Raw genomic sequence first — 13813 nt, 5'->3', positions numbered from 1 at the left:
GGCCGCAGATGCGGCCGGCGCCCTGACGTTTTTGTACGGATCGGGGGTCAGACGCAGCCCTGCGCCAGCATGGCGTTGGCAACCTTCATGAAGCCGCCGATGTTGGCCCCCACGACGTAGTTGATGTAGCCGTCCGGCTCGGTGCCGTAGCGTACGCACACCGAGTGGATGTTGCGCATGATGGCGTGCAGGCGGGCATCGACCTCCTCGGGAGTCCATTCAAGACGCATCGAGTTCTGACACATCTCGAGTCCCGAGGTGGCGACGCCTCCGGCGTTGGCCGCCTTGCCCGGGGCGTAGAGCAGCCGGTGCTGCTGAAAGATGCGGATCGCCTCGGGAGTCGAGGGCATGTTGGCCCCTTCGGCCACACACATGCAGCCGTTGTCCACGAGCCGCTGCGCGTCCTCGCCGTCGAGCTCGTTCTGCGTGGCGCACGGCAGGGCGATGTCGCACTTCACGCCCCACGGGCGCTCGCCGGGGTGGTAGGTGGCCGTGGGGTAGCGGTCGGCATATTCACGGATCCGGCCCCGGAATACGTTCTTGAGTTCCATGACGTAGTCGAGTTTTTCAGGGGTGATGCCTTCGGGATCGTGGATGCAACCCGACGAGTCGGAGAGGGTCACCACCTTGGCACCGAGGGCCGTGGCCTTCTGGCAGGCGTACTGGGCGACGTTGCCCGAACCCGAGATGCAGACGGTTTTGCCATCGAACCGCTCGTTGCGCGTGGCGAGCATCTCCTCGGCGAAGTAGCAGACGCCGTAGCCCGTGGCTTCGGGGCGCAGGGGGCTGCCGCCCCAGTCGCGGCCCTTGCCCGTGAGCGTGCCGGTGAACTCGTCGCGCAGCCGCTTGTACTGCCCGAAGAGATATCCGATCTCGCGTCCGCCGACGCCGATGTCACCGGCCGGGATGTCGGTGTCCTGGCCGATGTGGCGCTGGAGTTCGGTCATGAACGACTGGCAGAACTTCATCACCTCGTTGTCCGACTTGCCCTTGGGGTCGAAGTCCGAACCGCCCTTGCCGCCGCCCATCGGGAGGGTTGTGAGGCTGTTCTTGAAGGTCTGCTCGAAGGCGAGGAACTTCAGGATCGAGAGGTTCACCGAAGGGTGGAAGCGGATGCCGCCCTTGTAGGGGCCGATGGCGCTGTTCATCTGCACGCGGTAGCCGCGGTTGATCTCGATCTCGCCCCGGTCGTTGAGCCACGGCACGCGGAAGATGATGACCCGTTCGGGTTCGGCGATGCGTTCCAGAATCTTCATCCGTTGGAGTATGGGGCTGGCCACGATGTGCGGGGCCAGCGATTCGGCCACCTCGCGGACGGCCTGGTGGAACTCCGGTTCGCAGGGATTGCGCGCGATCAGCCGGGTCATGAAATCCTCGACGTACTGTTTGGCTTGGTTGTTCATGGACGTAAGGGTTTTTAGGGTGAATAGTGATTTACGACCATAAAATTAAGGAATCTGCCTCTGTTTTGCAAATACTTTATAAATTTCGTAAAATATTTTAGTTTGATCCGGCCGTAATTTGCTTACGTTTTGCTCGGCCGTTACTGGCGTTCGGCGTCGAAACGTAACGAAAAATGACGGATTCGCCGTGAATCCGTCATGAAAATTTTTTTGGAAAAATGCCGCAGAAACTTATTCCGCGGCGCTTTTTTTCGCTGTTTCCGCCGGCCTGCCCCGATCGGAGCGTCGGCCTGCCCCTGCAGTCTACTCCTTGCGCGTGAACGAGAAGCCGATGTAGAGGTTCTGGTAGTTGGCCAGCAGGGCCGATACGCCGGCCAGCGACTCGCTTTGCGCGCTGACCGACTGGACGATCTCGAGCAGTTTCGTGGCTGGAATCAGCAACTGCAGGGCCGATCCGTCGATATAGGCACGCCCTGATACGGTTCCGTATTGCTTGAGCTTTTCGTGGTCGGAGCTGAGCGAGATAACGTGCGTTTTGGCGTCGTAGGTGTATTTGCCTTCGATTTTCTGTTCGCCCAGCGAGGCCGAAAATCCGCTCTCGCGGTCGAAGGTGATGCTCCCCGTCCCGGGCGTGAGCCCGACCTTGGCGTAGATCTTGCCCAACTGGTCGCTGAGGGCTGCCGAGAGCAGCTGTGCCCCGAGGTCCGCTGCGGCATCGTCGCCTTCGAAGCGGACGCCGGGCGAGGAGTAGCTCCACGTTCCCGGGAGGGCATATTGCGTGAGTTTGCCGTCGGTTGCCTTGTCGGCGGCGTTTGTGAGCGTCTGTTTCAATAACTCGTCCCAGTCCTGTGCCGCGGCGGGACCGCCGAGCAGCAGGGCGAGTGTCAGGAATGAAAGGATTCGTTTCATGGCATGTTTCGCGTTACAGGTTTTCCAACTCCCGCATCCAGGCTGCGGCCGTGGCATCGGAGGGCATGCGCCAGTCGCCGCGCGGCGAAAGCGCTACCGATCCGACCTTCGGGCCGTCGGGCATGGCCGAGCGCTTGAACTGCTGCGTGAAGAAACGGCGGACGAAGACCTCGAGCCAATGGCGTATCGTCTCTGCGTCGAAGCGTCCGTCGAAGGCCTGTTCGGCCAGCCGGTGGATCTTGGCGGGGCCGTATCCCGCGCGCAGGAAATGGTAGAGGAAGAAGTCGTGCAGTTCGTAGGGCCCGACCAGGTCCTCGGTCTTCTGGGCGATCTGTCCGTCGGCATCGGCCGGCAGCAGTTCGGGGCTGACGGGCGTCGCCACGATGTCGAGCAGCGTCGAACGCGTCGCTTCGTCCCGCTCCGTGTCGGCCACCCACCGCACCAGATGGCGCACGAGGGTCTTCGGCACCGAGGCGTTCACACCGTACATCGACATCTGGTCGCCGTTGTAGGTGGCCCAGCCCAGGGCCAGTTCCGACAGGTCTCCCGTGCCGACGACCAGTCCGCCCTCCATGTTGGCCACGTCCATGAGGATCTGCGTCCGTTCGCGGGCCTGCGCGTTTTCGTAGGCGGCCGAGCGGTCCGCCGGGTCGAGCCCGATGTCCCGGAAGTGCTGCATGCAGGCCTCGCGGATCGGGATCTCGCGCTGCGTGACTCCCAGTTCGCGCATCAGTTCCAGGGCGTTGCGGTAGGTTCGGTCGGTGGTCCCGAAGCCCGGCATCGTGATGCCGATGATGCCCCGGCGGTCGAGCCCCAGCTTGTCGAACGTGCGGGCGGTGACCAGCAGAGCCAGCGTCGAGTCCAGTCCGCCCGAAATGCCTATGACGGCCTTCGAGCAGCGGGTGTGCGCAAGCCGGCGGGCCAGTCCGTGCGACTGGATCTGGAAGATCTCCTCGCAGCGCTCGTTGCGGCGCCCCTCCTCATGCGGAACGAACGGCATGGGGTCGATGTCGCGGTCGATCCTGTCCGGGCGCATGCCTTCGGGGATCTCCATCTCGATGACGGTGTTCTCCATGTCCGACTCGTTGAGCCGGAAGGAGGTGTTGCGCCGGCGTTCGAAGGCCAGCCGCTCGAGGTCCACGTCGGCTGTTATGAGCTGCTCGTCGAGCGAAAAGCGTTCGCCTTCGCGCAGGATCACGCCGTTCTCGGCGATCAGGGCGTTGCCGGCGAAGACCAGATCGGTCGAGGATTCGCCGAAGCCGGCCGAGCAGTAGACGTAGGCCGAGATCGTGCGGCCCGACTGCTGGGCGACGAGCTGCCGCAGGTAGTCGTGCTTGCCGACTGCCTCGGGCGAGGCCGAGAGGTTGAAGATCACGCGGGCGCCGTTCTGCGCCGTGTGCGACGAGGGCGGCACGGGGGTCCAGAGGTCCTCGCAGAGTTCGATGCCGAACTCCGCGCCGTTCACGGCAAACGTGAGGTCCGTGCCGAAGTCGGCCTGCTGCCCCGCCACGTCGATCTGCTCCTCCGAGATTCCGGCCCCGGAGGCGAACCAGCGGGGTTCGTAGAACTCCGAGTAGCCCGGGATGTAGGTCTTGGGCACCACGCCGAGGATGCGCCCCTGCGTGAAGACGACGGCACAGTTGTAGAGCGTCTCGCCGTGGCGCAGCGGCGCCCCGACGATTGCGACGAGGGGCAGCTTGCGGGTCGAGCGCACGAGCTCCTCGAGCGCCTGGTCGGCATCGTCGAGCAGCGCCGGGTGCAACAGCAGGTCGCCGCACGTGTATCCCGTAACGCCGAGTTCGGGGAAGACCACGATCTCGACCCCGCGGCGGGCCGCCTCGTCGGCCAGGGCCGCCATGCGTTCCGTGTTGTAGTCGCAGTCGCCGACCCGAACGTGGGGAATGGCTGCCGCGACCTTCAGAAATCCGAAATTGTCCATGGTCCGGTTGTTCGTTGGCCCGCCTTTATTCGGCCCACAGGCGGGCAAGGTTCAGGATCACCTGCTGGGCCTTGCGCATGGTCGTCAGGGAGCAGTATTCGAACTTGCCGTGGAAGTTCATGCCGCCCGTGAAGAGGTTCGGGCACGGCAGTCCCATGAACGAGAGGCGGGCGGCCACGCATCCGCAGAGACAGGAGGCGGGCGCCGTCCGTACCGCCGCGGATCGGACGCACGAGCGGCTTCACGCCGGCCTCCTCCATGGCCTGCAGCGCCTTGTCGATCAGCTGCGGGTGCGGCTCGACCATCTTGCACATGTTGAAGTACTGGTCCTTGAGCGTGAGGTGCAGGACGTTGTCGCCGTATTTCTTCTTCAGCAGATCGACGCACGCCCACATGAAGACCTTCTTCTGTTCGAACTTCTCGGCGTCGTGGTCGCGGATGATGTAGCTCACCGAGGCGTGTTCGACCGTGCCGTTCATCCCGACGCAGTGGTAGAATCCCTCGTAGCCTTCGGTGTACTGCGGGCGCTCGCTGGCCGGGAGCAGCTGCTGCAGCTCGCAGGCGATGTCGATGGCGTTGAGCATCTTGGCCTTGGCGTAGCCCGGGTGTACGTTGCGCCCCTGAATCTCGATCTTCGCGCTGGCGGCGTTGAAGTTCTCGTATTCGAGTTCGCCCTCCATGCCTCCGTCCACCGTGTAGGCGAAGTCGGCGCCGAAGGCCTTGACGTCGAAGAAATCGACGCCGCGGCCCACCTCCTCGTCGGGCGTGAAGCCGATGCGGATCTTGCCGTGGCGTACCTCGGGATGCGTGAACAGATACTCCGCGGCGGTCATGATCTCCGCCACGCCGGCCTTGTCGTCGGCCCCGAGCAGCGTCGTGCCGTCGGTGTGGATGAGCGTGTGGCCCTTGAAGAAGGCCAGCTCGGGGAAGTCGGCCACGCGCATCGTGAGCTGGCCGTTGAGGACGATGTCACCGCCGTCGTACTCGTCGATGACGCGGGGCTTGACATCTTTGCCGCTCATGTCGGGCGACGTATCGACGTGGGCGATGAAGCCGATGACCGGGGCGTTCTCGCAGCCCGGCGTCGCAGGGATGCTTCCCATGACGTATCCGTAGCGGTCCATCGCCACCTCGGTCATGCCCAGGGCGGTCATCTCGTCGCGCAGGGCTTCGAGCAGCACCTTCTGCTTGTCGGTCGAGGGGAAGGTCGTGCTCTCCTCCGACGACTGGGTGTCGTAGGAGACGTATTTCAGAAATCGTTCTTTCAGATCCATGGTCGTTATCTGTTTTTTAAGGTATTACAAGGGTTGTAGCCCGGCTGTGGCGGGCCGGTATGTGGTTACTCCTCCTTCCGGGCACGGAGCGTATGCCAGGCGAAGTAGCCGATCAGGACCAGGTACATGAGCAGGCCGGTCCATTCGGCCTCGTTCGAGGCGGCCCACTCGGCCATGCGCCAGTCTACGTCGTAGAACTTCAGGATGGCGCTCACGACGCCCATCAGGGCACCGCCGGCGATGAAGCCCGAAGCAATGAGCGTACCGCGGTCGAAGCGCGCCTTGTTCAGTGCGGCGTCCTTCGAACGGTTCGATACGAACCAGGCTACCAGACCGCCCACGACCAGCGGGGCGTTGAGCTCCATGGGGATGAACATGCCCAGTGCGAAGGCGAGGGCCGGGACGCCGATCGCCGTGAGTACCAGCGCCAGCATTGCGCCGCAGAAGTAGAGCATCCACGGCGTCTGTCCGCCGGTCATCAGGGGCTGGATCACGGCGGCCATGGCGTTGGCCTGCGGGGCCACGAGCGCCCCTTCGCCCACGAAGCCGTAGGATTTGTTGAGGATGATCATCACGCCGGCGACCGTGGCGGCCGAGACGAGCGTGCCGAGAAATTTCCAGGTCTCTTGTTTGCGGGGCGTCGTGCCGAGCCAGTAGCCGATCTTCAGGTCGGTGATGAAGCCGCCGGCCATCGAGAGGGCCGTGCAGACCACGCCGCCGATGATCAGCGCGGCGGTCATGCCGGTCGTGCCGCTCAGTCCGACGCTCACCAGCACCAGCGACGAGAGGATCAGCGTCATGAGTGTCATGCCCGATACGGGGTTCGTGCCGACGATGGCGATGGCGTTGGCCGCAACGGTCGTGAAGAGGAAGGCGATGACGAAGACGATCACGAGACCCGTGACCGACTGCACCCAGCCGTCGAGCAGGCCGAAGTGGAAGAAGACGAAGACCGAGATGAGCGTGGCGATGAGGATCGTCAGGATGCGCTTCATCGGGATGTCGCGCTGCGTGCGCTCGGTCGTTTCGGCAGCCTTCTTCCCGCCTCCGAATTCCGAGACGGCGAGGCCCACGGCCTGGCGGATGATCTTCGACTGGCGGATGATGCCGATGATGCCGGCCATGGCGATGCCGCCGATGCCGAGCGGTTTGCCGATGAAGGTGAAGAGGTTCTCGGCCGTGAAGAGCGTCTCGGGATGTGCCAGCAGATCGGGGTTCGTCACGCCGAGCATCGAGGCCATGGCGGCGGGGTCCGTCGCTCCGGCCAGCGAGCCGACCACCGGGACGATGACGAACCACACGAGGCATGAGCCGGCGGTGATGATCATCGCGTATTTGAGTCCGATGATGTAGCCCAGGCCGAGCACGGCGGCCGAGGTGTTGAGCCCGAGGACCACCTTGAACTTGTCGGCGGCGATCTGTCCCCAGGTGCAGATGCGCGTCGATACCGATTCGGTCCAGAGACCGAAGGTGCCGACCACGAAGTCGTAGAGACCGCCCACGAGGCCCGCTACGGCGAGGACCTTGGCCTGATTGCCGCCCTTCTCGCCCGAGACGAGCACCTCGGTGGTGGCGGTGGCTTCCGGGAAGGGGTATTTGCCGTGCATCTCCTTGACGAAGTATTTGCGGAAGGGGATCAGCAGCACGATGCCCAGCAGACCGCCGAAGAGCGACGAGAGGAAGACCTGCCAGAAGGCAGCGTCGAGCCCCAGGATGTAGAGGGCCGGGAGGGTGAAGATCGCACCGGCGACGATCACGCCCGACGAGGCGCCGATCGACTGGATGATGACGTTCTGACCGAGCATGTTCTTCTTGCCCAGCACGGTGCCCATGCCCACGGCGATGATGGCGATGGGGATGGCGGCCTCGAAGACCTGTCCGACGCGCAGGCCGAGGAAGGCTGCGGCGGCCGAGAAGACGACGGCCATCACCACGCCCATGATGACCGAATAGGGGGTCACCTCCTTCGGGGTGGACGAGGCGGGCATGACGGGCGTGTACTCTTCGCCCGGCTTGAGCTCCCGATAGGCATTTTCGGGCAGCGACGTGAGTTGTTTTTCCTGTTTCATTTATCGAGGTTCTTTGTGTTCGGTTGCTCCTGGAAGAGGCGGTCGAGCTCCTTGAGGATGGGGTAGCATTCGCGTGAGAGGGGCGATCGCCTGGCGTCGAGGTGGCGGCAGACGGCCCCTACGGCTCCGGCGAGCCGCAGCCGCTCGTCGGGATCGTCCGAGGCGGCGACCAGATCGACCAGCAAATCGGCAAAGCGCACGAGTTGTCCGTCGTCGAATCCGCAGCGGCCGGTGAGCGCCGCGATGAAATCCGGGTCGGCGAGCAGCGAGTCGAGGTCCGTGTCGATCCGGTTGAGCAGATCGGTTCCCGACAGTTCGCCGTCGATTGCCTCCGCCGGTTCCGTCTTTGCAAGTCCGATACGGGCGAGCAGGGCCCGGAGCAGGGTCCCGATCTTGCCGATTTCGTGCAGCAGGTAGTCTTCCATCGTGGCGGGCGGGTGAGGGGTCAGCGGTTGTCGCCGCTGCCCGTGATGCGGTGGCGCTCCATGCGCGAGCGGAGCTTCTCGACATTCGTGCGGGCGACCTCCTCCAGGTCGTAGCCCAGGTCGTGCGAGAGCGTGGCGCAGTACCAGAGCACGTCGCCGATCTCCTTCATGATCTCCTGCTTCTTCTCGGGGGTGAACTCCCCGTGGGTGTCGCGGATGACCTTCTTGACCTTGTCGGCCACTTCGCCCGCCTCGCCCGTGAGGCCGAGCGTGGGGTAGACGATGCGGCTCTGTTCGGGATAGATGGCCGTTTCGAGTGCGTGCTGCTGGTATTCGTTGAGTGTCATGTGCAGTGATGTTTTTTTGTTCGGACAAAAATAGCAAATTTTCGGAAAAATACACGGAAAAGCCCCGGCAACCTCTCGAAAAAAGGGAGCTGCCGGGGCTGTTTTGTCCGCCATACGTGCCGCGGTGGCGGTATGTCAGAGTGTGTCGAGTGCGGCGCGGGTCTCGCGGAGAGCCTGCTCCCAGCCCTCGAAGGCGATCGGCGATCGGAACGGCTCGAGCAGCGTTTCGATCCTTTGGAGACGCTCCCCGTCGCCGGCGGCTTCGGCCTTCAGTTGGCGGATCTTCTCCCAATCCTGGATGCCCTCGACAAGCCGTTCGAAGCGGATTGACGAGCGGCCCTCGGGATAGACGATGTAGGTGTCGCCGGCCGTCCACGTCCCGAAGCGCGAGTCGCGGATCGGGTCCTCCGGCCAGGAGTTGTAGGCCCAGCGCAGGAAGCCGTCGTAGTCCCCGGCGGCCGCATACCAGCTCAGGTAGACGGCCTCGGCCGGGGCGGACGAGGTGTAGGTGTTGGGGAATCCCGACGAGCAGCAGACATAGTAGGTCGTCGTCAGCCCCCGGGCGTGGCGGTCGGCAATGTCGGCCGGGTCGATGGGGCCGAAGATCCCGGCACACATGTCCCGGATGTAGGGGTACTGTTTGAAGCTCTTGTGGTTGTCGGCCAGGGCGATGCCCAGTTCGGGCGCGACCTCCCTGAGCAGTGCCGTCGCTTCGGCCATCACTTCGGGCGAGCGCTCGTCCATGGCGATGTTGGTGATCTCGAGCCATCCCTTCCCGCGCAGGTGTGCCGTGAAGGCGTGTAGGAACGGGCCCCACATTTCGCGGAATGCCGGGGTGCCCGGGTCGGCCTTCACATCGACGTATTGTCCCGTGGCGGCATCCCGGTAGTGGAGCATGTTGTTCCACGGCAGCATCGAGTAGCAGTTGATATACTTCCCGACCCCCAGGCCGAGCATGAACTCGACCCACCGGTCGAAGACCGTGAAGTCGTACTCCCACGTGCCGTCCTCGAGGCGCGTCCACTCGATCATGTCGGCGTAGGCGTCGTAGCACTGGTGGTTCCACGGGTCCTTGTTGAGCGTGGCGGTGATGACCTTCTGTCCGGCGCCGGCCAGCAGACGCATCGTCGGGAGCATCTTCTCGAAGTGGGCGTCGCTCCAGACGGGGACGCCCTCGGCGCGTGCCACGGCCGCCGGGTGCTGCCACAGGTCGAGGTGGTAGCTCCACTCTGCCGGGGCGGGCAGCGTGCGGCCGGTGACGTGGAGCGAGAGTGCGAGCTTTTCGGAAAGCCCCTTGCCTTCGACCGCCACCTCGGCGGTGTAGTCGCCGGGGGCGGCATCGCGCGGGATCTCGACCGTGATCCATATGGGGCGGGTCGTGCGCGCCGCCATGTCGCACGTAGCGGCCTCGTCGAGCAGGTCGGCCACCAGCAGGGTCGGGTTGTTCTCGGGACGTGTGCCGCAGGGGACTTCGGGCAGGAAGGGGTCGCTGAGCAGATACTTCACGAAGCGGGCCCGTCCGATGCCGCGCAACAGGGCGCCGTCGGCCGAGCGGAAGTCGCCGACGGTGCAGCGCAGCCCCTCGATGGCCTCGGGGGCCGAGACGACGATCTGGGCCGAGAGCCGCTCGCCGCGCCAGCCCGAGAGTGCGGCGGATTCGGCTGTCGGGGCCGAAAAGGGCTCCGAGCGGGGATAGCGGATGTCGGTCGATCCGAATGTGACGACGGGCGATGTCGTTCCGGCCCACAGTTCGGGCCGTTCGCCCTGCGGGTCGGCCGGTTCGGTCCAGTCCAGGGCCGAGGCGGCCTCCGTTCGGGAGGAATTGCCCGCGCAGGCGGCCAGCGCCGCGGCGCAGAGGGTAAGCAGCAGTCTTCTCATGGTTGCAGGGTTGTGTTTCCGGTAGGTATTGTCTTGTCGGTTCCAGCACCCGGTCAGAGTGCTTCCAATGCACGCTCGAGGCCGATGCCGCGCGATCCCTTGAGCAGAACGAGGGCCCCCTCGACCGGCTGGGCATGCAGCTCCTCGGTCAGTTCGCCGCACGAGGCGAAGCGGCGAACGCTGGCGGGATGCTCCTCGAGCGACTGCCAGGCCCGTTCGAATTCGCTGCCGACGAGCCATACCTCGGCTTTAGGGTCCTGCGTCGCCTGTCGGATGATTGCGGCGTGTTCCCCGCACGACCATTCGCCCAGTTCGAGCATGTCGCCCAAGATCAGCAGCCGCCGTGTGCGGCTGCCGAGCCCCTCGTTCAGGAAGTTGGCCACGGAGGCCCGCATGCTCGACGGGTTGGCATTGTAGCAGTCCACGATGAGTGTGTTGCGGCGGGTCTCGGTCCGCTGCGAGCGGTTGTTGTCGGGGATGTAGCCGGCCACGGCGCGGCGGATGTCGGCGTCGGAGATACCGAAATGGCGGCCGATGGCAGCCGCTGCGGCGATGTTGTACCGGTTGTATTCGCCCTCGAGGTGGCTCGGAATGTTGTCGGCCAGCGTGCGCGAGTAGCGCTCGACGCACAGCGAGGGACGTTCGGCGGCCATGGCCACCAATATCGCGTCTTCTTCGGGGACGAAGGCCAGTCCGCCATGTGCGGCCAGGTAGTCGAACAGTTCCCCCTTGCCGCGCCGGACCCCTTCCGGGCCGCCGAAGCCTTCGAGATGGGCGCGTCCGATGTTGGTCAGGATGCCGTAGTCGGGTTCGGCGATCGAGGCCAGACCGGCGATCTCGCCGCAGGCGCTAGCTCCCATCTCGACGATCCCGAATTCGGTGTCGGGAGTCATGGCGAGCAGCGTGAGCGGCACGCCGATGTGGTTGTTGAGGTTGCCCCGGGTGGCGTGGAGGGCGAAGCGGCTGCCGAGCACACGGCTCGTAAGCTCCTTGGTCGTGGTCTTGCCGTTGCTGCCTGCGACGGCGAGGATTGGGATGCCCAGCGTGCGGCGGTGGGTGCGGGCCAGCTCCTGCAGGGTGCGGAGCGTGTCATCGACGACGAGCACCCGTGCATCCGTGCCCGCTGCCGCCGGGTCGTCGGCTACGGCCCATGCGGCCCCCTTGGCAAGGGCCTCGTTCACGAAGCGGTTGCCGTCGAACGTGGCGCCGCGCAGCGCGAAGAAGATCGACCCGGGCTCGATGCGGCGCGTGTCGGTCGAGACGTGCGGGTGGCGGTGGAAAAGCGCGTAGAGGTCAGATATGCTTGTCGCCATTGTGGAACTTCACTTCGTCGATGAACTTCTTGATGTTCTGCTCCTCGGAGCGGGGGCAGACCATCAGCACGTCGTCCGTATCGACGACGATGTACTCCTTCAGGCCGCTGATGACGGCGATCTTGCCCGCAGGCAGCGAGACGATCGACGAGCGCGTGTCGTAGAGGTAGCACCCCTCGGCAGGCACGGCGTTGGCGTAGCGGTCCTTGCGCGAGTGCTGGTAGACCGAGCCCCAGGTGCCCACGTCGCTCCAGCCGAACTCCCCGCAGCGCACATAGACGTTGTCGGCCTTTTCCATGATGCCGTAGTCGATCGAGATGGCGCGGCACTCCGAGAAGGCGGTCTCCACGGCCTGGCGTTCGGCATCGGTCCCCAGGGCGTCCATCAGCCCGTGGAAGAGGGCGTGGTGGTCGGGCAGGTACCTCTCGAAGGCTTCGATGATTGAGCCGACCTTCCAGATGAAGATGCCCGAGTTCCAGAAGAACTCGCCCGACTGGAGGAAGACCTGTGCCAGCTCGAGGTCGGGCTTTTCGGTGAAGCACTTGACCTTGCTGATGAGGCTGTTGTCCGAGACCTGGATGTATCCGTAGCCCGTGTCGGGACGGGTGGGCTTGATGCCCACGGTCATCAGGGCGTCGTGGCGGGCGGCGAAGTCGAGGCACTCGCCGATGATGGCGCGGAAGTCCTCCTCGTTGAGGATCAGGTGGTCCGACGGGGTGACGATCATTTCGGCCCCGGGGTCGCGCTTCATGAGCGTGTAGGCCGCATAGGCGATGCAGGGGGCCGTATTGCGGCCGATCGGCTCGCAGAGCACCTGCTGCGGGGTGATCTCGGGGATGTGCTCCAGCACCAGGTCCTTGTATTTGATGTTGGTCACCACGAGAAAGTTCTCGGGCGGGACCATCTTGGCAAATCGTTCGTAGGTGTGGCGGATGAAGGATTTTCCCGTTCCGAGGATGTCGAGGAACTGCTTCGGACGCGACTGCCGGCTCTTGGGCCAGAAGCGGGTTCCGATGCCTCCCGCCATGATGACGCAATATTTGTTGCTTCCCATGAGTTATAATGTGGTGTTGATTACGACAAAGATAAAAATATTTTAGTAACTTTGCCGCCTATTGGAGCGATTAATTTTAGTCCGGGAATGAAGATCAAACTGTTCACGATACCCAACCTGCTGACGCTCGCCAACCTCCTGTGCGGTTCGGTGGCGGCCGTGGCGGCATTGGTGTGGGGCGAGCTGACGCTGGCCTTCGGGCTGGTCGTTCTGGCCGCCGTTTTCGATTTCTTCGACGGTTTTGTGGCGCGTTTGCTGCACCAGTCCTCGCCGATCGGCCTGCAGCTCGACTCGCTGGCCGACGATGTCTCGTTCGGATTCGCCCCTGCGGCCGTGATGTTCGCCCTCTACGGGCAGATGTCCGGCGTGTGGCTGCCCGACGGTGAGGCGGGGCTCGTCGTCTTTCTCTTCACGGCCTGCGGAGCGCTTCGCCTGGCCCGGTTCAACATCGATGACACGCAGCGCACCGAGTTCCTCGGACTGCCCATCCCGGCCGCCGCGATGCTCTGTGCCTCGCTCGGCATGCTGGCCGAGACCTACGGCATGGCGATCTCCCGCGAGGTGATCGTTGCCGCGGCCCTCGTGGCCTCGTGGCTCATGGTCTCCAACCTGCGGATGTTCGCCCTCAAGTTCCACGGGTTCGGCTGGCGCGGCAACGGCCTGCGCTACGGGTTCCTCGCAGCAAGCGCCCTGCTGCTGGCGCTGCTCGGCGGGCGGGCCATCCCGCTCGTCGTCGTGCTCTACGTCCTCGTGTCGGTCGCCAAACGGTTTGTATGTTCCGCAACGGATTGTGGACAAGAGGGATAGTTTGTATATTTAAAATATTTTAATTACCTTTGCCGCGGATTCCCGCTTTTCGGTCATGCTGAAAACGTCGCATCGCATATCGCTCGCGCTTCTGTCGCTCTGCCTGCTGCTGGTTCTGCCTTCGGTCGTGCACGCGCAGTTCGATGCAAGTACGCTGCTGCGCGCCCAGCAGAACGGTCAGAATACCGGCCTCTACGGTAATAACCCGTTCGATCAGAGTGAGAACGAGGGCGAGAATCCCGAGGGCGAACAGCAGGACTCGACCAGGGAGCGCAAGATCCGCAAGCCGCTCGAGTCCTACTTCTTCGGCGATTCGATCCGTGCGCTGAACAATTTCCGCTGGCACGTGAGCCGCGACTACAACCGCGTGAACGTCGGGACGCTCGACACGAGGC

At 64.2% G+C, this 13813-nt stretch carries 10 protein-coding genes and 2 pseudogenes; 2 read left to right on the top strand and 10 right to left on the bottom strand.

Features of this window, described 5'->3' with window-relative positions; translation table 11 throughout:
• Positions 1–47 precede the first annotated feature (47 nt).
• From gdhA to QZL63_RS07965, 10 genes and pseudogenes are all read right to left on the bottom strand, one after another.
• The gene (gene gdhA / locus QZL63_RS08010) at positions 48–1403 is read right to left on the bottom strand and encodes an NADP-specific glutamate dehydrogenase (protein WP_022308804.1); all 1356 of its coding nucleotides are present in this window, start codon (positions 1401–1403) and stop codon (positions 48–50) included.
• Between the two features lie 303 nt (positions 1404–1706).
• Positions 1707–2312 (bottom strand): DUF4923 family protein, encoded by a 606-nt coding sequence (locus tag QZL63_RS08005; RefSeq protein ID WP_022308803.1) that lies wholly within the window; start codon positions 2310–2312, stop codon positions 1707–1709.
• Positions 2313–2325: 13 nt separating this feature from the next.
• Positions 2326–4251, bottom strand: a complete 1926-nt coding sequence (locus QZL63_RS08000; RefSeq protein WP_022308802.1) for an NAD(+) synthase — start codon at positions 4249–4251, stop codon at positions 2326–2328.
• A gap of 25 nt (positions 4252–4276) precedes the next feature.
• Positions 4277–5525: pseudogene (gene pepT / locus QZL63_RS07995) on the bottom strand (peptidase T).
• A 65-nt stretch (positions 5526–5590) separates the two neighbouring features.
• Positions 5591–7594, bottom strand: coding sequence for an OPT family oligopeptide transporter (locus tag QZL63_RS07990; RefSeq protein ID WP_022308800.1), 2004 nt, complete (start codon positions 7592–7594; stop codon positions 5591–5593).
• Complete coding sequence (locus tag QZL63_RS07985) at positions 7591–8019, bottom strand: hypothetical protein (RefSeq protein ID WP_022308799.1); 429 nt, start codon at positions 8017–8019, stop codon at positions 7591–7593. The genes QZL63_RS07990 and QZL63_RS07985 overlap by 4 nt, the downstream gene beginning before the upstream one ends.
• 20 nt (positions 8020–8039) lie before the next feature.
• Positions 8040–8366, bottom strand: a complete 327-nt coding sequence (locus QZL63_RS07980; protein ID WP_022308798.1) for a nucleoside triphosphate pyrophosphohydrolase family protein — start codon at positions 8364–8366, stop codon at positions 8040–8042.
• 135 nt (positions 8367–8501) lie between these two features.
• Positions 8502–10244 (bottom strand): DUF4091 domain-containing protein, encoded by a 1743-nt coding sequence (locus tag QZL63_RS07975; RefSeq protein ID WP_022308797.1) that lies wholly within the window; start codon positions 10242–10244, stop codon positions 8502–8504.
• Between the two features lie 53 nt (positions 10245–10297).
• The gene (locus QZL63_RS07970; RefSeq protein ID WP_290586482.1) at positions 10298–11545 is read right to left on the bottom strand and encodes a UDP-N-acetylmuramoyl-tripeptide--D-alanyl-D-alanine ligase; all 1248 of its coding nucleotides are present in this window, start codon (positions 11543–11545) and stop codon (positions 10298–10300) included.
• Complete coding sequence (locus tag QZL63_RS07965; RefSeq protein ID WP_022308795.1) at positions 11538–12611, bottom strand: mannose-1-phosphate guanylyltransferase; 1074 nt, start codon at positions 12609–12611, stop codon at positions 11538–11540. The genes QZL63_RS07970 and QZL63_RS07965 overlap by 8 nt, the downstream gene beginning before the upstream one ends.
• A gap of 87 nt (positions 12612–12698) precedes the next feature.
• Between QZL63_RS07965 and pssA the strand changes: the two genes are divergently transcribed.
• Together pssA and QZL63_RS07955 are read left to right on the top strand one after the other, a co-directional pair.
• On the top strand, positions 12699–13418 hold the full coding sequence (gene pssA / locus QZL63_RS07960; protein ID WP_290586464.1) for a CDP-diacylglycerol--serine O-phosphatidyltransferase: 720 nt from the start codon (positions 12699–12701) through the stop codon (positions 13416–13418).
• A gap of 55 nt (positions 13419–13473) precedes the next feature.
• A pseudogene (locus QZL63_RS07955) lies at positions 13474–13813 on the top strand (putative porin); the annotation flags it as partial.

It is taken from the genome of Alistipes sp. CAG:268 (genome assembly GCA_000434235.1).
GTDB classification, from domain to species: domain Bacteria; phylum Bacteroidota; class Bacteroidia; order Bacteroidales; family Rikenellaceae; genus Alistipes; species Alistipes avistercoris.
The sequence above is the reverse complement of the archived record's forward strand: the minus strand, read 5'-3'. Positions and strand labels throughout refer to the sequence as shown.

What these genes read in the sequence shown, in the direction of transcription:
- gdhA (WP_022308804.1), bottom strand. Translation starts at nt 1,403, where the DNA reads ATGAACAACCAAGCCAAACAGTACGTCGAGGATTTCATGACCCGGCTG.
- QZL63_RS08005 (WP_022308803.1), bottom strand. Translation starts at nt 2,312, where the DNA reads ATGAAACGAATCCTTTCATTCCTGACACTCGCCCTGCTGCTCGGCGGT.
- QZL63_RS08000 (WP_022308802.1), bottom strand. Translation starts at nt 4,251, where the DNA reads ATGGACAATTTCGGATTTCTGAAGGTCGCGGCAGCCATTCCCCACGTT.
- QZL63_RS07990 (WP_022308800.1), bottom strand. Translation starts at nt 7,594, where the DNA reads ATGAAACAGGAAAAACAACTCACGTCGCTGCCCGAAAATGCCTATCGG.
- QZL63_RS07985 (WP_022308799.1), bottom strand. Translation starts at nt 8,019, where the DNA reads ATGGAAGACTACCTGCTGCACGAAATCGGCAAGATCGGGACCCTGCTC.
- QZL63_RS07980 (WP_022308798.1), bottom strand. Translation starts at nt 8,366, where the DNA reads ATGACACTCAACGAATACCAGCAGCACGCACTCGAAACGGCCATCTAT.
- QZL63_RS07975 (WP_022308797.1), bottom strand. Translation starts at nt 10,244, where the DNA reads ATGAGAAGACTGCTGCTTACCCTCTGCGCCGCGGCGCTGGCCGCCTGC.
- QZL63_RS07965 (WP_022308795.1), bottom strand. Translation starts at nt 12,611, where the DNA reads ATGGGAAGCAACAAATATTGCGTCATCATGGCGGGAGGCATCGGAACC.
- pssA (WP_290586464.1), top strand. Translation starts at nt 12,699, where the DNA reads ATGAAGATCAAACTGTTCACGATACCCAACCTGCTGACGCTCGCCAAC.